The following is a 24,388-nucleotide window of genomic DNA, read 5'->3' on the forward strand; positions in this document are numbered from 1 at the left end:
TTTCACCTGCCGGGCTGGCCAACACGGGATACGCCGCGCTCGACGTCGGCGCGTCGCGCTGCGTTCGCGGCCAGGAACCGGCATACCTCGCGATGCATCCATTGCGCACCAGGGCTCGTCGCCAGCGCACGCCATGAGCCGTGCACAAGGCCGGCGCCGACGGGCGCGTGCGCGTGGCCGCCCGCCGCGCGAATGCGAGCGGCGAACAGCCGCGCGTCGTCGCGTAGCGGATCGTGCTCGACGCCGATCGCGAGCACGGGCGGCAACCCGTCATAGCGCGAGGCTTCGAGCGGAATGGTCCATGCTGCTAGCGCCCGATTCTCGACGTCCGCGCCCCAGTACAGCGCGCCATAGCGTCTTACGTCGGCGAGCGTGAGCATCGGCGCGTTGGCTTGCGTGTCGCGCGCGGGCAGCTGGGGCTCGATACCGAGCAGCGGATAGACCAGCGCGATGCCATCCACGCCTGGCATGCCTTCGTCGCGCAAACGCATCGCCACGCTCGTGGCGAGCGTGCCGCCCGCGCTGTCGCCTGCCAGTTGCAGCGGCCGGGGGAGGGGGCCGAACGGCAAGCGAGCGTCGATCGCCGCACGCGTGACGGCGAGGCAATCGTCGTGGGCGGCAGGCGCGCGATGTTCGGGCGCCAGCCGGTAGTCGACGGCGACGACGCAAAGGCCCGTGTCCGCCGCGATGCGCGCCGTGATCAGATCGTGGCTTTGCAGCGATCCGACGACAAAGCCGCCACCGTGAAAATACAGCACCGTGCCTTTGGACTGCGCGCGCCCGGCGGGCGCGTACAGACGCAGCATCACCGTCTGTCCATCGGCGCAGGTGAGCGGCGCGTCGTGCGTGCGCACGCCATCGGGCAATGGCGGCGTGAACGCAGCGGCAAACCGCTCGTATGTCGCGCGCTGATCGTCCACGGTCTCAGCCGGGTGATCGCTCGCATAAAATGCATTGGCGCGCTCGACGAACGCGGCGATTTCAGGTTCGAGCATGACGCGTCGCTCCTGGTGTGCCTGCCATTGCTCGCATGTCACTTGCGGGCTTGCGCAGGCAAAGCAATTACACGCCCGGCATATTGGGCAACCGGCAGCGCTGCCTGCTGGTCGACGAGCGCGTGCACGCGCGTTTGCACGTCGCTATCGAACGCCGCAGAGCACGGTCCGCTCGTATCGACGTGCAACAGCATTTGCTCGCTGGCAGCGACGGCTTGCTCGCCATCGTCCGCGAACATTTCGAGGTACAGATGAATCCGCTTCGCATCGTGAGCGAGCACGCGCATTTCGACACGCACCTGTGCGCCCTGCTTGATTTCCTGCAGATAGTGGATATGCGCTTCGAGCGTATAGATCGAACGGCCGCGCGCTTTTCGCACGCTGTCGTCGAGGCCGATCTCGTCGATCAGCGCATCCACGGCAAAGCTGAAGATCAGCATGTAGAACGCGTCACGCAAATGGCCGTTGTAATCGACCCATTCGGCGCGCACGACATCGTGATACGCCGGCAATTGCGCGTGTCGCGGCATGGTCAATGGCTCCGTTATGTTGAATGAGGGTTGGCGCTCGCGGGGCATCGTGCTTCAACGCCCCGCGAGGGTCCAGATAGCGCGCGGCGCTATTCGTCGGCGCGCAGGCCATGGCGCGCTTTCGTGTCGGCAATCGCCGACAGCACGTTCGTGATGCATTCGTCGCGATAGCGTTCGAGTTGCTTGATCGACCGCGGCCCGATCTGCTGCGCCGTACCGTCGACGACGCGATCGATGAGCTCGTCGGTCAGCTTCGGCGCGACGAGCTTGGTCCACGGCAATTCGAGCGCGGGGCCGAACTGCTGCATGAAATGGCGCATGCCCGCGTCGCCGCCCGCGAGCGTGTAGGTGAGGAAGGTCCCCATGAACGACCAGCGGATGCCCGCGCCAAAGCGGATTGCGTCGTCGATCTCGCCCGTGGTCGCGACGCCTTCGTCGACCAGATGCAGCGCCTCGCGCCACAGCGCTTCGAGCAGACGGTCGGCGATAAAGCCCGGCACCTCCTTGCGCACATGCAGCGGCCGCATGCCGAGCTCGTGATAGATGCGCATCGCGGCATCGATAGTCGCGGGCGATGTGCGCTCGCCGCCCACCACTTCGACCAGTGGCAGAAGATAAACGGGGTTGAACGGATGGCCGACGATGCAGCGTTCGGGATGCAGCGCGCGTGCATAGAAGTCGGTCGGCAACAGGCCCGATGTCGACGACGCGATGATCGCATCGGGCTTCGCGGCGCGGCTGACCTGTTCATGCAGCGCGAGCTTCAGCTCTTCGCGCTCGGGCGCGCTTTCCTGAATGAAGTCGGCCTGCGCGACGCACGCTTCGATCGTATTCACGAAGCGCAGACGCTCCTGCGAAGCCCCTTGGGCGAGCCCGACGCGCTCGAGTGCGTGCCAGGCGTTCGCGACGTTGTCGCGCAACTGTTTTTCCGCGCCCGGGGCCGGGTCCCACGCCACAACGTCGAGCCCGTGCGCCAGCGCGCGCGCGACCCAGCCGCTGCCGATCACGCCCGAGCCGATGGCCGCGAATGTCTTGATGGTGGTGATTTCTTTCATTGCCGATGATCGTCTGAAGGGTTGAATGGGTTTTAAAGCGATCGATGCGCTTCGGCGCGTCACGCGTACTGTTCGACGGCGCGCTTGTCGAGCAGCCGTTCGCCGCGCGCGGGCAAGCCGAGTTTCCTGCGGCCTTCGGCGGGCGTCAGCGCGCGGCCGCCGAGGCGCTCGATGATCTCGATGGCGCGCGTGACCAGGGAGCCGTTGCTCGCGGGCACGCCCTTGTCGAGCCAGATGTTGTCTTCGAGGCCGACGCGCACATGCCCGCCCAGCAGCATCGCCTGCGCGACCATCGGCATTTGCATGCGACCGATGCCGAAGCCCGCCCACTGCGCCCCAACCGGCAGGTTGTCGACCATCGCCTTCATCGTGGTCGTGTCGGCGGGCGCGCCCCAGGGAATGCCGAGGCACAGCTGGAACAGCGGCGGCGCATCGAGCAACCCTTCCTTCAGCAATTGCTTTGCGAACCACAGATGGCCGGTGTCGAAGATCTCCAGTTCGGGCTTGACGCCGAGCTCCTGAATGCGCTTCGCACCTGCTCGCAGCTGAGCCGGCGTCGACACGTAGATGTAGTCGCCATCGCCGAAATTGAGCGTGCCGCAATCGAGCGTGCAGATCTCCGGCAGAAGCTCTTCGACATGCGCAAGCCGCGTCAAGCCGCCGACCAGGTCGGTGTTCGCGCCGAAACGCATCGGATCTTCACCGGGGCCGATTTCGAGGTCGCCGCCCATGCCTGCCGTCAGGTTGATGATGACGTCCGTATCCGCCGAGCGGATGCGATCGACGACTTCGCGATACAGGTTCGGGTCGCGGCTGCCGCGTCCGGTTTTGGGGTCCCGCACATGGCAGTGCGCGACGGTCGCGCCGGCTTTCGCGGCCTCGATGGCCGCGTCGGCAATCTGCTTCGGCGTGACGGGAATGGCGGGGTGCTTGCCGACGGTGTCGCCTGCCCCCGTGACGGCACAGGTCACGATCACTTCAAGGTTCATGCTTGCAATTCCTGTTAGACGTTTCAAAGGAAAATACGGAGTCCTGCTGGAGACACGAGATCAGAGACCGAGATACGCCTTGACAGCGGGTAAGCCGTCCTTGCCGTCATAGGTCTTGACACCGGCCAGCCATGCATCGAGCACCTGCGGATTCTGTTTCAGCCAGGACTTGGCGACGTCGGCGGGCTTCTCCTTCTTCATCACCGACTGCATGACGACGTTTTCGATTTGTGTCGTAAAGCGCAGATTGCTGACGAATTTTCCAGCGTTCGGGCAACGCGTCATAAAGTCGGTCGACGTTAGCGTGTAGACGCGCGCTTCGCCGTCGTTGGGACCGAATACGCCATCGCTGCCGGTCAGATATTTCATGTCGAGCTGAATGTTCATCGGATGCGGCTGCCAGCCGAGAAAGACCACCCATTTCTTCTCGCGCACCGCGCGCTCGACGGTGACGAGCATGCCCGCCTCGCTCGATTCGACCAGCTTGAACCCGCCGAGACCGAACTGGTTGGTCGCGATCATTTTCTGGATTGCGGCATTCGCGCTGCTGCCCGGCTCGATGCCGTAGATCTTCCCGTCGAGTTCGTCGCGATGCTTGGCGATGTCGGCGAAAGTCTTCAGGCCCGCGTCGTATTCGTAGGCCGGCACCGCAAACGTGGCTTTCGCGCCGGTCAGATTGGGCGGCTGCAACACGTTGATCGACTTGGACTCGATGAACGGCGCAATTGCCATTTGCTGCACGGGCCACCAGTAACCCAGCGATACGTCGAGCTGCTTGCTCTTCAATCCGGCGAACGAAATCGGCACGGAGGCAACCGTCGTCACGGGCTGATAGCCGAGTCCTTCGAACACGGTCGAGGCGAGCGCCGTTGTCGACGTAATATCCGTCCAGCCGATATCCGCGAAATGGACGGCCCGGCAGCTTGCCGGATCCTGCGCGAATGCGGGCAAGGACATGGCCGCGAGAAGCCCGGCCAGGCCTGCAGTGATGGCTTTGATGCGCAACTTCATGAGAATCCCCCTGGACGCGTTATATGGCGAGCCTGCATTGCGGGTGGCGAATCGGATGACCTGAACCGATCCGGTGTGCAATCAAGGTACCGGTTCATATCGCGCCCAAATCGACCCTCAGCGACCCGTTCTTGCTTGCGAGCGACCATGAGGGAAAACCACAGTGCGGGACCAATGGCTCGCCGGGCACGGCTTGTGGACGGCTTGTGCACTGCGTCATCGGGCCGGTTATTTTTGGCGTTGCTTGCCGCGTCGCATGGCGCTTGCTACGCTCGCCGGATTCGAGGCATCCGCTTCACGTGACCTCCCGAGCATCAAGTGATGCCCCAAGACATCTCGTTCCTGCTGCTGCCGGGTTTTTCGGCCCTCGGTTTCATGTCGGTCATCGAGCCTTTACGCGTCGCGAACCGCTTTCGCGAGAACCTGTACCGCTGGCACATCGTGAGCGTGGACGGCGCGCCCGTGCCCGCGAGCAATGGCATCTCGCTGAACGCCGAAGCGGCGTTCGCGGACGTCGATGACGTGCAGAGCGTGTTCGTGGTCGCGGGTTTCGAACCGCTTGCGTGCTATACCCGCGCGCTCGGCGACTGGCTCAAGCGCCTCGACCGCGCGAACGTCACGCTTGGCGGCATCGACACGGGCGCATTCATTCTTGCCGAAGCGGGACTGCTTCGCCCGACGGATAGCGTCACCTTGCATTGGGAAGCGCTGTCCGCGTTTCGCGAGCGTTACCCGTCCGTGGCGGCGAGCGGAGATCTATTCGAAATCGGCGAACGGCGCATTACGTGCGCGGGCGGCACAGCTTCGATCGACATGATGCTCGATCTGATTGCGCGCAGTCACGGCGCGGCGCTTGCCTCGTCGATCTCCGAGCAGTTCGTGTTGAGCCGCATCCGGCAGCGCTCCGATCATCAGCGCATGGAAATCGCCGCGCGCTATGGCGTGCACAATCCCAAGCTGATCCAGGTGATCGGCGTGATGGAACAGAACATGGAGGAGCCGCTCGCGCCGGCCGATCTCGCACAGGCAATTGGCGTCACGCGCCGGCAGCTCGAGCGGCTCTTTTGTTCGCTGCTCAAGGACACGCCGACGCATTTCTATCTGCAATTGCGGCTCGATCGCGCGCGGGAGCTGCTGCGCCAGACCGATATGTCGATTACGGCGATATGCGTGGCATGCGGGTTCGAATCGCCGTCGCATTTTTCGCGGACCTATCGCGCGAGGTTTGGTGCGAGCCCCAGGCGCGACAGGAGTCCGGCAAGTTAGGAGGCGCAGGCGCGACGGCACTGATTAACGGCGATACCGTTGCGCGCGCAAGCATCGTGTCCAACTTCAGGCATGCTCGCGCGCGCCAAGTTCGCCTGGTTCACCCAATTCATTGAACAGCCATCGCCGGAAAAGCGGCACCGCGGCGGGTGCGGGACGCGCGGGCGGACAGACGAGGTAATAGCCGCGCCCGGTCGTCACGGGTGTGTCGAGCAGGCGTACCAGAAGCCCGGATGCGATCAGTTCGTCGGTCAGCGGCGTCCAGCCCAGCGCGACGCCCTGGCCCATCAGGGCGGCCTGCACGACAAGCGAATAGCTGTTGAACATGATCCCCTGGCTTTCTTCCGGCGCGGCGAGGCCATGGGCGGCAAACCATGTGTCCCACGCGAGCCAGCGCTCGGGTTCGGTCGGTTGCACGTGCAGCAGCGGCAACGCGGCGAGATCGGCGGGGTGGGTCACGGCGCGGGTCACGGTGCAATTCGCGTCGCGGAACGCAGGTGAGCAGACCGGCGTGACGGCTTCGGCGAACAGCCGCGTCGAGGTGCAGGGCGGCCAGTGGCCGTCGCCGAATGCAATCGCAATGTCGGCGTGATCGCGGTGAGGATCGTAGCCAAGCTGGGACGTGACGATCTTCACGTTGACACCCGGCATCGACGCTTTCAGGCGCGCGAGACGGGGCATCAGCCAATAGGTGGCGAAGCCCGCGTCGGTGAGGATCGTCAATGCGCCCGTCGCGCGGCGCGCGCGAATGCAGGCGGTCGCCTCGCGAATCGTGTCGAGACCGCTGCGCACGGCTTCGTAGAGCAGCGCGCCTTCGGCCGTGAGCGTCACGCCGCGATGCCCGCGCTCGAACAGCGGCGCGCCGAGGTCTTCTTCCAGTTGCACGATGCGCTGGCTGACCGCGGGCTGGGTCGAGCCGAGCTCGCGCGCGGCGGCCGTGAAGCTCGCGAGGCGCGCGGCCGATTCGAAAGCCGAAAGCGTCTGCATCGGCGGAAGACGGTCTGGACCAGGCACAGGCATAACATCCCCTTATGGGCCGATAAGCGTACGCCGCCTTCACAAAGGTTTCGCAGGCGGCAATAGTGAAGTCCACGCGGCGAGTCACAACGATGCCTGCATCGCCGCGCAACGACGCATAACCGTACGATTCTAATCCGCCCCGCCCATGAGCCCTGTCACAAAGCAGAATATCCTCGTCCTGATGGCCGACCAGATGACGCCGTTTGCACTGCGCGCGTATGGCAATCAGGTTTCGCTGACGCCGCGCATCGATGCGCTTGCGAAAGAAGGCGTCGTGTTCGATGCCGCGTACTGCGCGAGCCCGCTGTGCGCGCCGGCCCGCATTTCGATGATGACGGGCAAACTGCCCGCCGCCACCGATGCATACGATAACGCCGCCGAATTGCCCGCACAAACGCTGACGTTCGCGCACTACCTGCGCGCGGCCGGTTATCGGACGATCCTTTCGGGAAAGATGCACTTCTGCGGCCCGGACCAATTGCACGGCTTCGAAGAGCGGCTCACGACCGACATCTATCCCGCCGATTTCGGCTGGGTGCCCGACTGGGACCGCCCCGATGTGCGTCCCAGCTGGTATCACAACATGAGTTCGGTGCTGGATGCGGGTCCCTGCGTGCGCACGAACCAGCTCGATTTCGATGATGAAGTCACCTACACCGCGCGCCAGAAACTTTATGACATCGCACGGGAGCGGGCTGCGCAACGGGATGAGCGTCCGTTCTGCATGGTCGTGTCGCTCACGCATCCGCACGATCCGTATGCGATTACCCAGCAGTACTGGGACCTGTACCGCGATGAGGACATCGACATGCCGCGCATCACGCTCACGCGCGACGAGAGCGATCCTCATTCGAGGCGCCTGCGCGATCTCTACGAGGCGGACCTGACGCCACCGACCGACCAGCAGATTCGCAATGCGCGGCACGCCTATTACGGCGCGCTGTCGTATGTCGACGCGCAGTTTGGCGCGCTGCTCGATACGCTGAAGGCAACCGGTCTTGCCGACGATACGATCGTGATCGTCACGTCGGATCACGGGGAAATGCTCGGCGAGCGCGGGCTTTGGTACAAGATGACCTGCCTCGAAGGCGGCGTGCGCGTGCCGCTGATCGTGCATGCGCCCGCGCAATACCGCGCGCGGCGCGTGGCGCAGGCGGTCTCGCATGTCGATCTGCTGCCGACGCTGGTCGAGATGGCGACTGGCACGCGCCGCACGCAATGGCCCGACCCCGTCGACGGGCGCAGCCTGTTGCCGCACCTTCAGGACGACGGCGGCCACGACGAAGCGACCGTCGAGTACTTTGCGGAAGGCGCGATTGCGCCGATGGTGATGATCCGCCGCGGCAAGTACAAATTCATCCATACGCCGGTCGACCCCGATCAGCTCTATGACCTCGCGAACGATCCCGGCGAATGCGTAAACCTCGCGCCGGATCCGCAAGCCGCGAGCCTCGTCGACGCGTTTCGCAATGAAGTCGCGCGGCGCTGGGATATCCCGGCATTGCATCAGGCGGTGCTGACGAGCCAGCGCCGCCGGCGCTTTCATTTCGAAGCAACGACGCAGGGCGCGATCCGCTCATGGGACTGGCAACCGTTCAACGACGCGAGCCAGCGCTATATGCGCAATCACATCGAGCTCGACACGCTGGAGGCCATGGCGCGCTATCCACGCGTTACGCGCTGAATCGCATCAATACGGGAGTCCACGATGAACAAAAGCTGGAGAAGTTCGCTTGCGAAGACGGTGCTGGCAGTCGCGACGCTTGGCGCGGCCCTGACGGGGACCTTACGTGCGGCCGATGCTGCCGAACCGCAAAGCTGCACGCAGGTTCGCATGGCCGATCCGGGGTGGTCGGATATCGACGCGACCAATGCCATGGCGGGCGTATTGCTGAAGGCGCTGGGCTACCAGCAGAACGTGTCGAACCTGTCGGTGCCGATCACGTATCAGGGTTTGAAGAAAGGGCAAATCGACGTGTTTCTAGGCAACTGGATGCCGGCCCAAGGTCCGCTCGTGAAACCGTTCGTGGACGAGCGTTCAATCGACGTGCTGCACGCGAACCTGACCAATGCGAAATTCACGCTGGCGGTGCCGGACTATGTGGCGGCGGCGGGCGTGCACTCGTTCGCGGACCTCGTCAAGCATGCGGACCAGTTCAACGGGAGGATCTACGGTATCGAGCCGGGCGCGCCGGCCAATCAGAACATCAAGAAGATGATCGCGGAAAAGGCATTCGGCCTTGGCGACTGGAAGATCGTCGAATCGAGTGAAACGGGCATGCTCACGCAAGTGGAGCGCGCCGTGCGCGACAAGCAGTGGATCGTATTCCTCGCGTGGGAACCGCACGTGATGAACACGAAATTCCGCTTGAGCTATTTATCCGGCGGCGATGCATTTTTTGGCCCGAACTATGGCGGCGCGACCGTGAATACGGTGACACGGCCGGGCTTTGCCGGCCAGTGCGGAAATCTTGCGCGGCTTTTCCAGCAGATGACATTCAATGTCGATCTGGAAAACCGGATCATCGCGAATGTGCTGCTAAACAAGATGGATGTCAATGTGGCGGCGCGCAATGCACTGAAGAGCAATCCCGGATTGCTCGATGCATGGCTCAAGGGTGTGACGACCACGAGCGGTGCGGACGGATTGCAGGCAGTGCAGGCGCAACTCGGCATTCACTAAATACCAGACCGCAAGCAGCGTTAACTATGTAATGAGGCGCGCGCAGTTTTGCCATGAACCGCGCGCTTCTTCTTTTATTGCCCGTGTCGCTGCAAGGCCAAAGCGTGTCGCGTCTGGTCGGTTTGCCCGAAATATGGATTTGTACTGTGCGTGGACCGTGATGCAGGTCGCGCACGCGGCGAAGTCATCTTCGCGTTCCCCTACCTTATAGCCTGGCAAGAGAGAGCTCAATGAAAAAACTGAATGCCGCAGCATTGACGGGCGTCGCACTGGCGCTCGCCGGGGTTTCCACCGCGAGTCACGCACAAAGCAGCGTGACGTTATACGGGATTCTCGATGCGGGTATAACCTGGGTGAACAACACGGGCGGCTCGCATGTCGTGAAGTTCGACGATGGCATCTCGTACGGCAACCGTTGGGGCATCAAGGGCACCGAAGATCTGGGCGGTGGCCTGCAAGCGGTCTTTGCGCTGGAGAGCGGCTTTCACCTGGGCAATGGGCAGTTGGGTTTTGGCGGTTCGATGTTCGGTCGCCAGGCGTATGTGGGACTGCAGAACCAGTGGGGCACATTGTCGTTCGGCAATCAGCTGGATATGACTGAAGAGATGGTGTACCTCTACAACGTCTCGGCATGGGCGAGCGGTTATGCGATTCATCAGGGCGACTTCGACCGGTTCAACGGCGACCGCCTGCCCAATGCGGTGAAGTTCCTGTCGAAGGAATTCGGGGGCTTCATGTTCGGCGGCATGTATTCGTTCGGCAACGTTGCGGGCGACTTCCATCGGGACAGCGCATGGAGCGTGGGCGCGCACTATGCGAACGGATCGTTCACAGCGGGCGCCGCCTACACGCAGTTGAACAATCCGCACGGCATCTACGCGTTCGATCCGTACGCGATGCTCGGCGTGCACACGTTTCTCGGACAACAGGTCGCGACGGTCGATCCCGCCACGGGAGCGCGAACCGATCTGTTTTCGGCCAACCCGTTCCCGGTGGACAAGCAGGGCACATTCGGCATTGGATCGAGCTATGCGATCGGCAATGTGACGCTGATGGGCAACTTCACGTACACCGCGATCAAGGGTCTTGGCGTGACGTCGCACATGAAGGTGGGTGAGGGCGGCGCCAGTTGGCAGGTGACGCCTGCGTTCAGTGTGATCGGCGGCTACCAGTACACGAACTTCGAAGGGCACCACTGGAATCAGGGCTCGCTCGGCGCGCACTATCTGTTGTCCAAGCGCACGGATGTGTATATCTCCGGTGACTATCTGAAGGCGTCGAGTGGCGTGGACGCGGTGATCGGCTATAGCTTCACGCCGTCGACCTCGACGACTCAAGCCGACGTGCGGATCGGGATGCGGCATTCGTTCTGAGTGCGCCGCTCGCGCCTACGTCTCGCTCCAAAGCCGCAAAAGATTGTGATAGCAGCCCACGAGACTACGGCGCGCGCCGGCGTCCGCGTCGCTGGCGTTCAGCCGCTGGATGGCGGTGTCCATGTCGAACAGCAGCGCGCGTTTCGTGTCGTCGCGCACGAGGCTTTGCACCCAGAAGAAGCTCGCAACGCGCGCGCCGCGCGTGACTGGCCTGACCTGGTGCAGGCTCGTGGCCGGATAGACGATCATGTCGCCCGCAGGCAGCTTCACTTCCTGCACGCCATAGGTGTCTTCGACCACGAGTTCGCCGCCTGCGTATTCCTCGGGCGATGAGAGAAACAGCGTGACCGAGACGTCGGTGCGCAGCTTCAGCCCATTAGGCAGCACGCGCACCGCGCCGTCGACATGGCTGCCGAACGTCATGCCGCCTTCGTAGCGATTGAAGAGCGGCGGATACACCTGGTTGGGCAGCGCCGCGCTGATAAAGAGCGGATGGCGCTCGATGGCCGCGAGCACCACGTCGCCCAGCTCGCGCGCGAGCGGCGTGTGCTCGGCAATCTGCCGGTTGTGCTTGACGGGCGCGCCCGACCATCCGGCCGTGGCGCGGCCATCGACCCATGCATCGCCGGCATGATCGAGCCGCTCGCGCAGCGCGCGCACCTGCTCGGGCGTCAATACGTTGGGAACATGGATCAGCATCGCGTGCTTCCTTTTCGAATCAGAAACGATAGTTCGCCGTAGCGAGGAACGTGCGGCCGACGCCCGGCACCGAACGTCCGCCATCGGAGGGAACGAGTGCGTCGTAATAGAACTTGTTGGTGATGTTCAGCAGATTGAGCTGCACGTCCCACTTCTTTGCGTGATACGCGGCCATCGCATCCCAGCGCGTATAGCCGCCCGTTTCCACATAATTCGTGTTCGACGCATAGCGCGACGACATATAGGTCGGCCCGCCGCCGATTTCCCAATGCGGCGTGAGCGCATAGGTGGTCCAGAACGTGAAGGTGTTGCGCGGCGTGTTGGCCGGCGTGTGGCCCTGGGTGCCGTCGAGCGCCTTGAGGATCACGCCGTCCATGTACGTGTAGCCCGCGAATACTTGCCACTTGTTCGTGATGTGGCCCGTGGCGCCCGCCTGAAAGCCGCGCACGCGAATGTCGCCTTCGAGCATGTATTGGCCGGTCGATGTCTGCGTGCGCGCATTGTCTTTTTCCTGTTGGAAAAGCGCCGACGTCACTGAGAGATTGCCGCCCAGCAAGTCCCATTTGCCGCCCACTTCATACGATTTGCTGCTCTCGGGCGCGAGGTTCTGCGTGTTGTTCGTGACCGTGAGCGCTTCGAGTGACGGATTGAACGAGGTGCCATACGAGAAGTAGTACGACTGCCAGTCGGTGGGCTGATAGATCGCACCGGCGCGCACGCTTGTGAAGGTGTTGGTCTGGTCCGCGTAGGCGGGCGCGCTCACGGTGTTCGCAATGTGCGCCTGGAAGCGATCCCAGCGCACGCCGCCGATGAGCTTCCAGTGCTCGCCGATCGACATGGTTTCATTGAAGTACGCGGCCAGCGAGGTCGCGCCCGATTCCGCATGATTGCCCACGGTCTGCGTGACGTTCGAAGGTGTCGGAATATAGACGGGGTCGAGCAGCGAGACGATCGGCAGGTTGTTGCGCGTCGTGGCCTGGTTCGTATAGCTGTCGTGGCCGATTTCGACGCCCGCAATCATCTCGTGCTTCACGGCGCCCGTGGAGAACTTGTATTGCGCCATCGTATCGTTATAGATCGAGTGGTTCTCGATCACGCGGTCGTGGCTCGCGAGCTTCACGTACAGCGATGAAAGCGGCAACGTCGTGTAGTTGCCGTTTTTCAGCGCCGGGCTCGAGGCGAGCGGGCCGCTCAGCACGGCGCCCGGAGCGGTCTCGCGCGCATCGGTGCGCGAGTGCGAGAACTGCGTCTGGTTGCTGATCTTGAACTGCTCGTTGAAGGTGTGATCGATGCGCGCCGACACCGTTTGCACGTCCTGGATCGTGCGGTCGTCGGTGAGGCCGTAGAAGGTGCTCTTCGACGGCGCGAACGGATGCCCGTTGATCGACTGCACACCATAATCGGGCATATCGCGGTTGTGCTGGATGAGCGCCGAGAGCGTGATCTCGGTGGGGGTGCCAATCCCGAAGCGCAGCTCGGGAGCGAAGCCGTAATCCTTGTTCTTCATCTGGTCGCGCGTCGAACCCATCGACTGGCCAAACGCGTTCAGACGGAACGCGGCATGGTCGCCGAGCGGGCGGTTCAGGTCGAGCGTCGTGCGATAGCGGTCGTCGGTGCCGAGGGTGGCCGAGACTTCGGTGAACGGCTTGCGCGTCGCGTGCTTGGTCACCTGATTGATCACGCCGCCTGTCGAGCCGCGGCCGAACAGCATCGACGAAGGACCGTAAAGCACTTCGATCGACTCGAGGTCGAAGGTGTCGCGATAATACTGGTTGCGGTCGCGAAAGCCGTCCAGATAGATGTCGTTCTGTGCGGTGAAGCCGCGCAGATTGATGTTGTTGCCGATCTGGCCGCCTTCCGCGCCGCCGATCGTGATGCCCGGCGCGTTGCGCAAGGCGTCCTGAAACGAGGTGGCGCCCTGCGACTGCATCACGGCCTTGTTGATGACGGTGACGCTTTGCGGGATGTCGCGCAGCGCCGTGGGCGTTTTTGCGCCCACGGTCGAGGTCTCAGCCTGGAAGTCCTGATTATGCTGGCCGGGGGCCTGGGCCGAGACGGAGATGGCGGGCAGCGTGGCGTTATCCGTGGCCGGAGCTGGCGGGGCAGCCTCGCTCTGCTGCGCGGCAACCGGCGCGCTCTGGGCGAGCGCGGACGAAGCAAAAGGTACGGCAAAGACCAGCGCGAGCGCACTCGCGAGCGGCGTCCTGTTCGACATGGGGGCCCTGTGCAAGGAATAATCCGCGCGATCGATTGCGCACGCATGGCGCAACAGCGCGGGCGGGGTGGCTGGCTGAGCCGCCCCAGATGCACGGGGAAACGACGCTAGGCTGGCTGGTCCTGGTTTAAACGTCCCGGATTCTGCCGGGAAATGAGAATCGATATCATTCCATATATTTCAATCGGTTTCAATCGGTTGGCAGCATTTCAGCAACACTTTCAGCCGCTCATCGCGAGGGCCGCCGTGTCGCGGTGGGTGATCGCCGTCGAATTAATGGGCCCAAGCAAAAGACGGATGCGCTGACCCTCGTAGGGTTGGCCATCATGCTGCCGGACCGCCCGCAGAACCGTCTGCTTTCCCAGCTGGAAGGCGAGCCGGATCTGCGCTTCAGTGTTGTCGGCTGCGCCCAGCGTTTCGCAGACGACTTCATACGGAATGGCAAAGGCACGGTATCCCCACGCAAACCCGTACGCGGAAAACCACAATTCGGTTCCGTGAGAGAGGACGGGCGCCGTAAGCCAGATGGTTGGCTCATTCATTGAGTTCACCTTTCAGAAGACATCAAGTCATCGACTTCGCGTTTCCCGTGCCGCTCGGTTGTGTGCTGGGCGTTCTGATGTATCGCCGAACAACAGGCTATGCCTCGAAAGCAACGTTCGTTTGACGTATATCAATGCCGTGCGAGCGCCTGAAAAATACGGGCATTGGTCTGCGATGCCTTGGAAACGAGGAGGAATCGCTCATACGTGCATTGCTGGAACGATCGACGGCCGCGAAATCTCCGCATGCTCCGGCGCTCACGGCGGCGTTGATATGCATCAACTGGCGAAGGGGCAAGGGCGAGTCTAGTTCCAGATAGCGGCCGTACCTGGACGAAGGAGGGTGAAATGGCCTGGAACCGCCGATACAGCCTGATCAGCCACGTGCGCTCGTCGCTGTGGATCGTACCGGTTTTCGCGGTGATGTCCGCCATGATTCTCAAACGTGTCGCTGTTGCCGTCGGCGAGTGGCTCATCAGCACGCATGGCTATGACGTTGAGAACGGATTCCTCTCCGTGAGCGCGGATGAGGCCCACGCCATACTCGACCGCATCTTCACGCTCAACCTGTCGTGCCTCGTATTTACCTTCAGCTCATTGCTCGTCGCGATCCAGATCGCGGGGGGGCAATACACGCCACGCATCATCGCGACAACCCTGCTCCGGAACAACGTCATCCGTTGGGTGGTGGGGCTATTCGTCTTCTCGATGCTCTGGACCCACAGGACGATGACCGAGCTCGGCCAGGGCACGCTCATACCGCAATTGCAGGTTGCCCTTGCCACCGCGATCGGGCTCGCGTCGCTCGTGGCGTTCATCCTGCTGATCGACTATTCGGCGCGACTCCTGAGGCCAGTGAGTCTCGTGGGCCGTGTCGCCGAGCTGGGATTCACCGTCATCCGCAATGTGTATCCCGACAAGTTGTCCGAGCAGGGCGACGCCGCCCTGGCGGACGATGCCGCGGCCGCGGAAGTGGACAGCGCACGAATGAGACGTGAGCCGGCGAACCGCGTCGTTTGCCTGCGCGGCAGGTCCGGCGTCGTGCTGGCCGTCAATCTGCCGGGCCTTGTGCGCGAGGCGCAGCGTGCGGATTGTTTTATTGAATTCGCGGTTCAGGTCGGCGATTTCGTTGCAACCGATGAACCGCTTTTCTATTTGTATGGCAATTCCTGGGCGCTGGACGGCCGTCGGCTGGAAAACCTCGTCGCACTCGGCTCCGAGAGGACGATGGAGCAGGATCCCATGTTCGCGTTCCGCATCGAGGTGGATATCGCGCTGAAAGCGCTGTCGCCGGCCATCAACGATCCGACGACAGCAGTCCTGGCAATCGATCAATTGCACAGGCTGCTCGGGATGATTGGAAAGCGCTCGCTGGCCAACCGCGAAATCTACGACGAGAGCGGGCAACCCCGGGTGGCCTTTTACACGCCTGACTGGGAAGACTATGTCCATATGTGCTTCAGGGAAATCCGGATGGCAGGAGCCGGAAGCATCCAGATTGGCCGGCGCCTTCGGGCCATGATCGATAACCTGACGACGACGTTGCCCGCATCGCATCACGCCGCTTTACGCAGCGAACGTGACCTCCTCGACGCAGCGATTGAACGGGAGCACATTCTGGCCGAAGACGCGATCCTGGCGCGTATCGGCGACACCCAGGGGCTGGGCGGCTCGTCCGTCGCGTCCAGCGCAAGGAGCCGGCCTCGACTCATTGTCAGCATGGACCCCGACCACAAATCAGAGCCGGAAGCCACCACGCATGCGGGGCGATAAAGAAGCAGGCTGCCTTGCGGCAGGCAACTGACCTGCATCAATTGCAACGTCCGGTGCATGATTATCGTGGATCGATGATGGCCGGTTACATGGGACCGGGCAAACCTTCGACGACGCGATCGGCAAATTCCGGTTGAATGGCCGGGTAGGAGGACGCGATGGACAAAGAGCACGTTCCCGCTGCGAGTACTGATGCGACTTCCCCTGCCAGAGGCTGGCGCGCGATACTCGTGCCGGCGCAATGGCTGCCGGATTACCGGTTGCCGTGGCTTTCATCCGATCTCGTCGCCGGGGTCACGCTGGCTGCGTACGGAATACCCGTGTCGCTTGCCTATGCGACGCTCGCCGGTTTGCCGGCCCAATACGGCATCTACTGCTACCTGGTCGGCGGCATCTTCTACGCCTTGTTCGGCACCTCCCGCCAACTGGCCATTGGGCCGACTTCGGCGATTTCGATGCTCGTTGGCGTGACGGTCACGGACATGGCAGGCGGCGACCCTGGGCGGTTCGCCTCCATTGCCGCATTGACGGCAATCCTTATTGCGATCATGTGCCTGATCGGCTGGATTCTGCGGCTAAGCTCCCTCGTCAACTTCATCAGCGAGACCATATTGCTGGGCTTCAAAGCGGGCGCCGCACTGACTATCGCGCTAACCCAGTTGCCCAAGCTTTTCGGGGTCAAGGGGGGCGGGGAGCAGTTTTTCGAACGCGTTTCGATCCTGTTCGGGCAGCTTCCAGACACCCAGCTCGTTGTGCTCGCCTTCGGGGTTGGTGCGCTAGCCCTGCTGGTTTTCGGCGAAAAGTTTTTGCCGGGGCGTCCCGTCGCGCTGTTCGTGGTCGCGCTATCCATTGTTCTGCTTTCGCTGACGCCGTTGGGCACGATGGGATTCAAGGTCGTCGGCGCATTGCCGCGCGGTCTGCCGGATTTTCACCTGCCCTCGCTGCGCATTCGCGACGTGGACGGCATTGTTTCGTTGGCGTTTGCCTGTCTGCTGTTGTCGTATGTGGAAAGCGTGTCAGCGGCTCGCGCCATTGCCCAGAAAAATGGCTACGAAATCGATCCGCGTCAGGAGCTGCTCGGACTCGGCGCGGCAAACCTCGCCGCGGGTCTCTTCCAGGGGTATCCCGTCGCGGGTGGCTTGTCCCAGTCGTCCGTCAACGACAAGGCTGGCGCGAAGACTCCGCTCGCGCTGGTATTTGCTTCGATCGCCATCGGTCTATGCCTGATGTTTCTCACAGGCTTGCTGACCAACCTGCCCAACGTCGTACTCGCAGCCATCGTGCTGGTGGCGGTCAAGGGTCTCATTGACATTCGCGAGTTGCGTCACCTTTGGCGCGTCAGCCGCTATGAGTTCATGGTGTCGATGGTCGCATTCGTTGCGGTCCTGTTGCTGGGAATTCTCAAAGGGGTGATCTTTGCGGTGCTGGCGTCGATGCTTTTGCTCATCCGGCGCGCGGCACATCCGCACGTGGCGGTTCTTGGCCGCATTCCCGGCACGCACTTCTATTCGGACATCGAGCGCCATGCCGACAACGAACAGATTCCCGGCGTGTTGATGTTTCGCGTCGAGGCGTCGCTGCTTTACTTCAACGCCGACCACGTGCGCGCTGCGATTACGGCGAGAATCTTGTGCGCAACCTGCCCCGTGAAACTGGTGATACTGGACCTCTCGAACGCTCCCGCGGTGGACATCGCGGGAGCGAGGATGCTGGCCACTTTGCACACGGACCTTGCCAGCGCAGGAAGGCGGCTGCGCCTCGTGGCTGCTCATGGCAGCGCGCGCGATATGTTGCGCGCCGAAGGACTGGAAGAACTCGTTGGCGATATTAGCCGACGGGTCTCCGTGGACGACGTCATCGAAACGTACCTGCGCGAGATGGACATGAAGGATATCGAATCGATATCTGAAGAGCATCGAGACGCCGGAATGGCGCCTTCGTAGCGCAAGTTTGTGAAAGTGTCGCGCGTTGCGGTCTGCCTGCCCTGATCGACTTTTGCGTATCGCTAAAGACTGGTGCGGGCGATGCCATCGTGCGGCAAGGCCCTTCTCTGATTGACGAGGGTCAACCAGGTGGCGATGAGCGAGCTTATCGTAGATGCAGGCTGTGCCGTTTCCGAAGATAGCTTTTATCGGCACTCCAAACGTTATCGATTACGAACTGCTAGCGGGGAGCATGGCCCGAATGCGGGCCCACGATGACCATGGTGAATATGCCTGCACCTATCGTGTCCATCGTCGATGGCGATGAGCACGTCCGCAACGCCCTATGTCGCCTGCTTCGCGCCCGTGGTTACGCCACGCGGGCATACGACAGCGCAACTGCGTTCCTCCAGGACATAGACCTGGAGAACTCGCCTGCTTGCCTGCTGCTCGATCTCGAGTTGCCGGACTCGAGCGGCATCGAATTGCAGCGTCGGCTCGACGGCATCGTGCCGATCGTGTTCATCTCCGCGCACGGTGACTTGACCACCGCTGTGGCCGCGATGAAGGCGGGCGCGACCGATTTTCTGGCGAAGCCAGTCGATGCGCTGACCCTCCTCGACGCCACAGCGCGCGCCGTCGAGCGCGCCTGCCAGCTATTTGCACGCCGCAAGGAGCGTGCTGAGATTCAGAGCCGCGTCGACAGGCTGACCCCGCGCGAACGCGAGGTCATGGCGCTGGTGGTCAAAGGCCGCCCTAACAAGCTCGTTGCAGACGAACTGGGCGCAGCAGAGAAGACTATCAAGATCCACCGTGCACGCGTGATGGAGAAGATGCAGGTGCGCTCGCTGGCCGATCTGGTTCGCCTCGTAGTGGGCGCGCAGGCCGATGACGAGGCGTTTCTGGCTGTGCCCGGCCGCGCGCGAGCGATGGCTTATCGCACACATGATTTGGATAGAAGGGGATCTTCATGATCAATGCACTTGCCAGGTGGCACGCCGATCACGTCAATTTTGTGCGGCTACTGGATCTGCTGGACGAACAGGTGGGGGCCTTCCATCTGGGAGAAACTTCGGACTACGATCTTATGAGCGATATCCTTTACTATCTGCGAGACTACTCGGATCGTTATCATCACCCCCCGGAGGACGTTGCCTATGCGCGGCTCGTCGAACGCAATCCCGGGACTCGTTTGATAGTGAACCGGCTTCTGCAAGAGCATCGCGTGATTGCCACGGCTGGAGAAGAACTCTTCAATCGCCTGAATGACGCAGCGGCAGATGTACTGGCACCGAGGGCGGACCTCGAGGCGGCCACGGCTACCTATCTTGTGTACTACCGCCACCATATCTTCTCTGAGGAGCGCGATATCATGGCCAGCGCAGCTCAGGCATTGACCGAAGAGGACTGGGCTGAGGTCGCCGCGGCGGTGCCGGCCGGTCCCGACCCGCTCTTCGGCGACAATGTGATGGAGCGCTTCGTCTCGTTACGCAGGAAGATTGCCCCTGACGTCTGAGATCGGCTCTCGTCCGCGTATATTCAGGCGCTCATCGCGCCCTGCGTTCCCGGCTGCGTTTCAGCGCCTGCTGAGCGATGGCCGCCATCTCGCCGTCGCTAAGGGTCTTCGCGACGGCGCACGCGTAGGCATGATGCTGCTGCGTCATTGGCACGCACAAATCACGCGCATCCATATAGCGCAGCAAAGCGATCCGCTTGTGCCCGGCGGCAATGCTGTGCTCGTACAGTGACAGAGCGGCCTGCGGGTCGCGGCCCTGCGCGACCCGCTTGACGAGGACTCTCGTTTCGATGCGGTTCATTTTTTTGCGGTCTTCGCCTTGACCACGCCGGCCTGGCGACCGGCCATCATCCCAACGCAGTGCGCTTCTTCTTCTCAGGGTCGTCGAAGGGCAGAGCGGCCGTCACGCCGCGCGTCTCGATACTGCCCCTGACTTCCAGCGCGATACCGTCGCGTGCCTGGTCCACGTCCACGCGCGCGATCGCGAGAGAGCGCTTCGTGAGCCGCGAGTACATGCCGCAGGTAATGACGCCAACCTTGCGGCCGTTTTGCCACAACGTGTCGCCTGCCGCGGTGGCGCGCGACGCACTGACATCGACGCCGTAGATCTTGAAGCGCTCTTTGTTGGCGAGACGGAAATGCTCGGTGGCGCCACAGAACTCCGTCTTTCCCGGCGACACGGTGAAGTCGAGGCCCAGTTCCCACAGCGTGTCTCCGGCTTTCTCGTCGCTGAATGGCCAGGTTTCCGAATTATCGTAGGGATAGAACAGCAGATAGCTCTCCACGCGCAGCCAGTCGAGCGCCGCAAACGCACAGGGAATGATGCCGAAGCCCTTGCCTTTGGCGAGGATCGTGTCCCAGATCAGCGGCGCATCCACGGCCTTGCAGAAAATTTCGTAGCCGCGCTCGCCCGTGTAACCGGTGCGCGAGATGGTGACGGGCCGGCCGAAAAGGCGCGTCTGTATATGGTGGAAGTAGGGCAGTTCCCGTATGCCAGCTACATGCTCGGCAAGGAAGTCCACAGCGGCCGGCCCTTGCAGCGAAAGGTCATGCAAGTCGTCGTCGAACAGCACGGCAACCTGACGGCCCACGGCGGAGCGCACGAGCCGTTCGTAGCCGGTGCCTGCGCCATGCACGACCATGAAGGCGTTCGGGCCGGTGCGGTAGACGATGCAGTCGTCGATGAACTTGCCGTCTTCGTTGAGGATGGATGCGTAGGCCGACTTTCCCGGGTAGAGCTTGCTGATGTCGCGCGTGGTCGCCCAGTTCAGCAAACTCTCGGCGTGCGGGCCGACGTAATGAACTTTCTTCAGGCCCGAAACATCCATGAGGCCCGCCTTGGTGCGGATAGCCTCGTGATGATCCGCGAGATCCGCTGCATAGCTCCATGCCATGCCCATGCCGTTCCAGTCTTCCAGGTTGGAACCCAGCGCGCGATGACGGTCCGCGAGTGCCGAAATACGCCATGAATTTGCCATGGATAACGCTCCGTAAAGTAGCGATGAGGGATTGGCGAACCGCGCGGCGCCGGCAGTCTTCGATACTGCCGGCGCACGCAGTTTCCTTAACCTGCATTTTTGACGAACGCAGTTGGGGCCGCTATCCAGAAGAGGGGGTATGCCCAACGTGGTAGCGGCGTTCGCCACGCGCGCAGTGCCTGGCAATGCTTCGAATATCCATCAGAATTGCATTAGAAGCGATGCAGAAAGCCGATGCGCACCACAGCCTGGTTCTCGCTCGAAGAGAGGTCCGCTGCACCGACAATGTGTGCCGCATCGAGATCGGTGCCCGTCTTGCCGTTCGTGTGCTGATAAGCGCCTTGCGCGTAGACCGAGGTCCGCTTGCTGAGCGAATAGTTCAGCGCCAGCGCGACCTGGTGCCAGTTCGGACTCGATCCGCTCGCCGTCTCCTTGAGGTTGCCGTGCGTGAAGGTGTAGGCGGCGGCGACGGACAGCGCAGGATCGATGAAGTACTGACCGTTGATTTCGACGTTGTCGAACTTCCACGACGACCACGCTTGCGTGCCGATGTCGGGCGCATAGGCGTTGCCGGTTGGGTCATAGACGTCGACATGCGAATAGGCAAGGCCGATGTTCGAACCGTCGCCGAAGGTCCATTTCACGCCCGCGCCGATATTCTGCTGGCGCGCGGCGGTGAAGACGCCGTCGCCGCCCACCGCGCCGGTGCTGTTCAAGTTGCCGTTGGACTGACGCGTGTAGGCCACCGTGGCCGAGAAAGGGCCGGCGCCATAGCTGATCCCCGCGCTATAAGCGCGGTTGTTGGCGAAGTTGGTGGCATTGCTGAACCCATACACGCCTTCTGCCTGAAACCCGGCGAAGGTCGGACTCACATATTTGACCGCGTTGTTGAAGCGGAAGTCCTGGTCCGCGTTGTCGTTGTCGAACGGATGCGATGCGAGGTCGCCGATGGTGTTGCCCGCCGCCGTGAATGGGCTCCACATGTCGACGATTGCGTCGTACTGGCGTCCGAACGTGAACGTGCCATAGTTCGCTGAACTGAGCCCGACGAATGCCTGGCGGCTAAAAAGCGTGCCGTTCATGCTCAATGCGCCGTTGTTGACATTGAAGCCGCTTTCGAGGGTGAAGATGGCCGAAAGACCGCCGCCGAGATCCTCGACGCCCTTGAACCCGAAATTCGACGCGTTGGCGTCGCCGCTGACCATGGCGTAGGCGCTATGGCCACGCGCGTTCGACGTGTAGTTCAAGCCGTCGTCGATCACGCCATAGAGCGTGACGCTGCTCTGCGCATGGGCGTGGCCGGCCACGAAAAGTGCCGCGAGCGCGGCGCAAGGAAGGTGCTTGTTCATGAGCTAGCGTTGGCTCCTGATTTGACGGGCGAGACAGGGGAGTTCGTACTGGTGCTGGAGTTTCGTCGGGCGCCCGGAACCCGTACAGAACTGCATTGATAGCTCGCCGGTGATGCGAACGACGGCGGCGAAACATTCACCATGAACCGATGATGCGGGACTTCCACTTGCATTCTTCCCACTCGCGCGACGGCTCGGAATCCATGACGATGCCGCCGCCCACGCAGTACACGCCCTCGCCGCTGCGATCGAGAACGAGGGTGCGTATGGCGACGTTCATCGAGAACCGGCCATCTGGCGCGAGCCATCCGATGCTTCCGCAATAGACGCCTCGCGGCGCGATTTCGAGGCGGCGGATGTGGCGCATCGCGGCAATCTTCGGCGCGCCGGTGACCGAGCCGCACGGAAAGAGCGCGCGCAGGATGTGTTCGAGATTCGGCTCGCCGATATCGGCGGTGATCGTCGAGGTGAGCGTCCAGACCGTTGCGTATCGTTCCAGCGCGAACAGATTCTCCACCGCGACCGAACCGGTGCGCGCAATGCGCCCGAGGTCGTTGCGCAGGAGATCGACGATCATGAGGTTCTCGGCCTTGTCCTTCGTGCTCGCCTGCAATTGCGCAGCAAAGCGGTCGTCTCGCCCGGGATCGGGATCGCGCGGCGCGGTGCCCTTCATGGGCCGTGTCGTGAGCTTGCCGTCGCTGTGCTTAAGGAACAGTTCCGGAGAAAACGAAAGAATCCGGCGATCGCCGTCTTCGATATACGCCGCATGCGCAGACGGATTCGCGCTGGCCAGACGCCGGTAGAGCGCCCCGGTATCGCCGCGCATGCTCACGTCGAGCGGAAACGTATAGTTGATCTGATAAACCTCGCCCGCGGCGATCAGGCTGCGGATCTCGCTCACCTGCTCCATATAGCGATGCTTGCCGATGCGTGGCGTGATCGAGATGATCTCGCTTTGCGCATCGTTCGCGAGGGCCTCGCACGATGGCGCTTCATTCGCATCGTCGAAAACGAGCGCGGTCAGAGGCGCTTGCTGTGCGTCTTCCTCATTGCTGCGTTCATGCAATGACGGCTCGAGCCAATACCCCACCTCATAATCGGCGATCAAGGCAATCCAGTGTCCTCGCGCGCGCGCCGTGTCGATTTCCTGCATCGCCCCCGCGAACTCGCGGCGATTGAGGGCCGTGATCCGCGAGTGCGGGCCGCGCATGACGAGCGCACGTCCAGCAACGAAATCGTCGAATCGGCAAGTGTCCATGGACGAGGGGAAGTTGAACCACGAATCAATGCGCCGAGCATCGACGACCAAAAGTGCTTCATCAATGATTCGTAGTAGGTATCCCCCATGGGGTAGGCGCGATGCGCCCGTACGCGCCGGGCGCACGGTGCAGGCGCGGCATGGCGGCAATGGGTAGCGCGCTTCTACCCGCTTCTACCCCTTAGGGGAGACGCGGTGGCCGCGCACCGTTGTCTATGCTTCGCGCAGGCATCACCCGGTATCGGGACACTATGAATCCGAGGAAATCGTGGAGACAAGACATCGAGCAGCGGACCAACGCGCCCAGACCGTGCATGAGATGATAGGCGGCGAGGCCGCGCTCGCGCGCCTTGTCGAGACGTTCTACGACATCATCGAAACCGATCCCGAAGGCGCGCGCATTCACGCGCTGCATTTGAAGGGCTTTGGCCTCGCCCATGTCAGGCAGGCGCAGTTCGAATTTCTCTCGGGCTTTTTCGGCGGTCCGCATTACTACCTCGAGCGCATGGGGCACGCGAATCTGCGTACCATGCACGCGCACATCGAGATCGGGCTGGCGGAGGTCGAGGCGTGGCTGACGTGCATGCGCAAAGCCATCGCGCAACTCGGCTATGACGACGACGTCGCGGCGACGCTGATGCGGCACTTCACACGATCCGCGCAAGCGCTGCGCAATACCGGCTAGCTCGCACTTCCAGGCCGATACCGGGCGTG

At 62.5% G+C, this 24,388-nt stretch carries 22 protein-coding genes; 9 read left to right on the forward strand and 13 right to left on the reverse strand.

Annotated features, from left to right (window positions below; translation table 11 throughout):
• Positions 1-2 precede the first annotated feature (2 nt).
• From PWP93_RS23340 to PWP93_RS23360, 5 genes are all read right to left on the reverse strand, one after another.
• The gene (locus tag PWP93_RS23340; RefSeq protein WP_421046204.1) at positions 3-995 is read right to left on the reverse strand and encodes an alpha/beta hydrolase; all 993 of its coding nucleotides are present in this window, start codon (positions 993-995) and stop codon (positions 3-5) included.
• A gap of 38 nt (positions 996-1,033) precedes the next feature.
• Positions 1,034-1,525, reverse strand: coding sequence for a thioesterase family protein (locus PWP93_RS23345; protein WP_421046205.1), 492 nt, complete (start codon positions 1,523-1,525; stop codon positions 1,034-1,036).
• A gap of 89 nt (positions 1,526-1,614) precedes the next feature.
• Entirely contained in the window at positions 1,615-2,580 is a 966-nt protein-coding gene (locus PWP93_RS23350) for an L-carnitine dehydrogenase (RefSeq protein WP_421046206.1), read from the reverse strand.
• A gap of 59 nt (positions 2,581-2,639) precedes the next feature.
• Entirely contained in the window at positions 2,640-3,569 is a 930-nt protein-coding gene (locus tag PWP93_RS23355) for a 3-keto-5-aminohexanoate cleavage protein (protein ID WP_421046207.1), read from the reverse strand.
• A 60-nt stretch (positions 3,570-3,629) separates the two neighbouring features.
• Positions 3,630-4,580 carry a choline ABC transporter substrate-binding protein gene (locus PWP93_RS23360; RefSeq protein WP_421046208.1) on the reverse strand — a complete coding sequence of 317 codons (951 nt, stop codon included), beginning with the start codon at positions 4,578-4,580 and terminating at the stop codon, positions 3,630-3,632.
• 321 nt (positions 4,581-4,901) lie between these two features.
• Here PWP93_RS23360 and PWP93_RS23365 point away from each other — a divergent pair, with 321 nt between their 5' ends.
• Entirely contained in the window at positions 4,902-5,846 is a 945-nt protein-coding gene (locus tag PWP93_RS23365; protein WP_421046209.1) for a GlxA family transcriptional regulator, read from the forward strand.
• Between the two features lie 66 nt (positions 5,847-5,912).
• On the opposite strand, the gene PWP93_RS23370 is transcribed toward PWP93_RS23365, so the two are convergent.
• Positions 5,913-6,833: a choline sulfate utilization transcriptional regulator gene (locus tag PWP93_RS23370; protein WP_421027414.1), complete on the reverse strand. Its 921-nt coding sequence runs from the start codon at positions 6,831-6,833 to the stop codon at positions 5,913-5,915.
• Between the two features lie 178 nt (positions 6,834-7,011).
• On the opposite strand from PWP93_RS23370, the gene betC reads away from it, so the two are divergent.
• From betC to PWP93_RS23385, 3 genes are all read left to right on the forward strand, one after another.
• Positions 7,012-8,550, forward strand: a complete 1,539-nt coding sequence (gene betC, locus PWP93_RS23375; RefSeq protein ID WP_421046210.1) for a choline-sulfatase — start codon at positions 7,012-7,014, stop codon at positions 8,548-8,550.
• A gap of 24 nt (positions 8,551-8,574) precedes the next feature.
• Positions 8,575-9,549: a choline ABC transporter substrate-binding protein gene (locus PWP93_RS23380; RefSeq protein ID WP_421046211.1), complete on the forward strand. Its 975-nt coding sequence runs from the start codon at positions 8,575-8,577 to the stop codon at positions 9,547-9,549.
• Positions 9,550-9,779: 230 nt separating this feature from the next.
• Positions 9,780-10,922 (forward strand): porin, encoded by a 1,143-nt coding sequence (locus PWP93_RS23385; RefSeq protein ID WP_421027417.1) that lies wholly within the window; start codon positions 9,780-9,782, stop codon positions 10,920-10,922.
• A gap of 15 nt (positions 10,923-10,937) precedes the next feature.
• Here PWP93_RS23385 and PWP93_RS23390 read toward each other — a convergent pair whose 3' ends face one another.
• The 3 genes from PWP93_RS23390 to PWP93_RS23400 form a co-directional block, all read right to left on the reverse strand.
• Positions 10,938-11,621: a Fe2+-dependent dioxygenase gene (locus PWP93_RS23390; RefSeq protein ID WP_421027418.1), complete on the reverse strand. Its 684-nt coding sequence runs from the start codon at positions 11,619-11,621 to the stop codon at positions 10,938-10,940.
• 19 nt (positions 11,622-11,640) lie between these two features.
• Positions 11,641-13,836: a TonB-dependent receptor gene (locus PWP93_RS23395; protein WP_421046212.1), complete on the reverse strand. Its 2,196-nt coding sequence runs from the start codon at positions 13,834-13,836 to the stop codon at positions 11,641-11,643.
• Between the two features lie 221 nt (positions 13,837-14,057).
• Positions 14,058-14,378 (reverse strand): hypothetical protein, encoded by a 321-nt coding sequence (locus PWP93_RS23400; RefSeq protein WP_421046213.1) that lies wholly within the window; start codon positions 14,376-14,378, stop codon positions 14,058-14,060.
• Positions 14,379-14,726: 348 nt separating this feature from the next.
• On the opposite strand from PWP93_RS23400, the gene PWP93_RS23405 reads away from it, so the two are divergent.
• From PWP93_RS23405 to PWP93_RS23420, 4 genes are all read left to right on the forward strand, one after another.
• The gene (locus tag PWP93_RS23405) at positions 14,727-16,151 is read left to right on the forward strand and encodes a DUF2254 domain-containing protein (protein ID WP_421046214.1); all 1,425 of its coding nucleotides are present in this window, start codon (positions 14,727-14,729) and stop codon (positions 16,149-16,151) included.
• A 158-nt stretch (positions 16,152-16,309) separates the two neighbouring features.
• On the forward strand, positions 16,310-18,094 hold the full coding sequence (locus PWP93_RS23410) for a SulP family inorganic anion transporter (RefSeq protein WP_421046215.1): 1,785 nt from the start codon (positions 16,310-16,312) through the stop codon (positions 18,092-18,094).
• Positions 18,095-18,348: 254 nt separating this feature from the next.
• On the forward strand, positions 18,349-19,047 hold the full coding sequence (locus PWP93_RS23415; protein ID WP_421046216.1) for a response regulator transcription factor: 699 nt from the start codon (positions 18,349-18,351) through the stop codon (positions 19,045-19,047).
• Entirely contained in the window at positions 19,044-19,589 is a 546-nt protein-coding gene (locus tag PWP93_RS23420; protein WP_421046217.1) for a hemerythrin domain-containing protein, read from the forward strand. Before PWP93_RS23415 ends, PWP93_RS23420 begins: the two co-directional genes overlap by 4 nt.
• 31 nt (positions 19,590-19,620) lie before the next feature.
• Here PWP93_RS23420 and PWP93_RS23425 read toward each other — a convergent pair whose 3' ends face one another.
• The 4 genes from PWP93_RS23425 to PWP93_RS23440 form a co-directional block, all read right to left on the reverse strand.
• On the reverse strand, positions 19,621-19,890 hold the full coding sequence (locus PWP93_RS23425) for a hypothetical protein (RefSeq protein ID WP_421046218.1): 270 nt from the start codon (positions 19,888-19,890) through the stop codon (positions 19,621-19,623).
• A 46-nt stretch (positions 19,891-19,936) separates the two neighbouring features.
• Entirely contained in the window at positions 19,937-21,067 is a 1,131-nt protein-coding gene (locus tag PWP93_RS23430) for an aminomethyltransferase family protein (RefSeq protein WP_421027426.1), read from the reverse strand.
• A 212-nt stretch (positions 21,068-21,279) separates the two neighbouring features.
• Complete coding sequence (locus PWP93_RS23435) at positions 21,280-22,416, reverse strand: porin (protein WP_421046219.1); 1,137 nt, start codon at positions 22,414-22,416, stop codon at positions 21,280-21,282.
• Between the two features lie 136 nt (positions 22,417-22,552).
• Positions 22,553-23,674, reverse strand: a complete 1,122-nt coding sequence (locus PWP93_RS23440; protein ID WP_421046977.1) for an aminodeoxychorismate synthase component I — start codon at positions 23,672-23,674, stop codon at positions 22,553-22,555.
• Positions 23,675-23,993: 319 nt separating this feature from the next.
• Here PWP93_RS23440 and PWP93_RS23445 point away from each other — a divergent pair, with 319 nt between their 5' ends.
• The gene (locus PWP93_RS23445; RefSeq protein WP_421028013.1) at positions 23,994-24,359 is read left to right on the forward strand and encodes a group II truncated hemoglobin; all 366 of its coding nucleotides are present in this window, start codon (positions 23,994-23,996) and stop codon (positions 24,357-24,359) included.
• Positions 24,360-24,388 lie beyond the last annotated feature (29 nt).

Source organism: Paraburkholderia sp. A1RI-2L (genome assembly GCF_048957375.1).
Taxonomy (GTDB): Bacteria; Pseudomonadota; Gammaproteobacteria; order Burkholderiales; family Burkholderiaceae; genus Paraburkholderia.

Excerpts from the sequence above, each read along its gene's own strand:
- PWP93_RS23355 (WP_421046207.1), bottom strand. The coding sequence starts at position 3,569 with ATGAACCTTGAAGTGATCGTGACCTGTGCCGTCACGGGGGCAGGCGAC.
- PWP93_RS23360 (WP_421046208.1), bottom strand. The coding sequence starts at position 4,580 with ATGAAGTTGCGCATCAAAGCCATCACTGCAGGCCTGGCCGGGCTTCTC.
- betC (WP_421046210.1), top strand. The coding sequence starts at position 7,012 with ATGAGCCCTGTCACAAAGCAGAATATCCTCGTCCTGATGGCCGACCAG.
- PWP93_RS23405 (WP_421046214.1), top strand. The coding sequence starts at position 14,727 with ATGGCCTGGAACCGCCGATACAGCCTGATCAGCCACGTGCGCTCGTCG.
- PWP93_RS23390 (WP_421027418.1), bottom strand. The coding sequence starts at position 11,621 with ATGCTGATCCATGTTCCCAACGTATTGACGCCCGAGCAGGTGCGCGCG.
- PWP93_RS23345 (WP_421046205.1), bottom strand. The coding sequence starts at position 1,525 with ATGCCGCGACACGCGCAATTGCCGGCGTATCACGATGTCGTGCGCGCC.
- PWP93_RS23340 (WP_421046204.1), bottom strand. The coding sequence starts at position 995 with ATGCTCGAACCTGAAATCGCCGCGTTCGTCGAGCGCGCCAATGCATTT.
- PWP93_RS23430 (WP_421027426.1), bottom strand. The coding sequence starts at position 21,067 with ATGGCAAATTCATGGCGTATTTCGGCACTCGCGGACCGTCATCGCGCG.
- PWP93_RS23380 (WP_421046211.1), top strand. The coding sequence starts at position 8,575 with ATGAACAAAAGCTGGAGAAGTTCGCTTGCGAAGACGGTGCTGGCAGTC.
- PWP93_RS23425 (WP_421046218.1), bottom strand. The coding sequence starts at position 19,890 with ATGAACCGCATCGAAACGAGAGTCCTCGTCAAGCGGGTCGCGCAGGGC.
- PWP93_RS23440 (WP_421046977.1), bottom strand. The coding sequence starts at position 23,674 with ATGGACACTTGCCGATTCGACGATTTCGTTGCTGGACGTGCGCTCGTC.
- PWP93_RS23435 (WP_421046219.1), bottom strand. The coding sequence starts at position 22,416 with ATGAACAAGCACCTTCCTTGCGCCGCGCTCGCGGCACTTTTCGTGGCC.
- PWP93_RS23365 (WP_421046209.1), top strand. The coding sequence starts at position 4,902 with ATGCCCCAAGACATCTCGTTCCTGCTGCTGCCGGGTTTTTCGGCCCTC.
- PWP93_RS23410 (WP_421046215.1), top strand. The coding sequence starts at position 16,310 with ATGGACAAAGAGCACGTTCCCGCTGCGAGTACTGATGCGACTTCCCCT.
- PWP93_RS23420 (WP_421046217.1), top strand. The coding sequence starts at position 19,044 with ATGATCAATGCACTTGCCAGGTGGCACGCCGATCACGTCAATTTTGTG.
- PWP93_RS23370 (WP_421027414.1), bottom strand. The coding sequence starts at position 6,833 with ATGCAGACGCTTTCGGCTTTCGAATCGGCCGCGCGCCTCGCGAGCTTC.
- PWP93_RS23350 (WP_421046206.1), bottom strand. The coding sequence starts at position 2,580 with ATGAAAGAAATCACCACCATCAAGACATTCGCGGCCATCGGCTCGGGC.
- PWP93_RS23415 (WP_421046216.1), top strand. The coding sequence starts at position 18,349 with ATGACCATGGTGAATATGCCTGCACCTATCGTGTCCATCGTCGATGGC.
- PWP93_RS23400 (WP_421046213.1), bottom strand. The coding sequence starts at position 14,378 with ATGAATGAGCCAACCATCTGGCTTACGGCGCCCGTCCTCTCTCACGGA.
- PWP93_RS23445 (WP_421028013.1), top strand. The coding sequence starts at position 23,994 with ATGATAGGCGGCGAGGCCGCGCTCGCGCGCCTTGTCGAGACGTTCTAC.
- PWP93_RS23385 (WP_421027417.1), top strand. The coding sequence starts at position 9,780 with ATGAAAAAACTGAATGCCGCAGCATTGACGGGCGTCGCACTGGCGCTC.
- PWP93_RS23395 (WP_421046212.1), bottom strand. The coding sequence starts at position 13,836 with ATGTCGAACAGGACGCCGCTCGCGAGTGCGCTCGCGCTGGTCTTTGCC.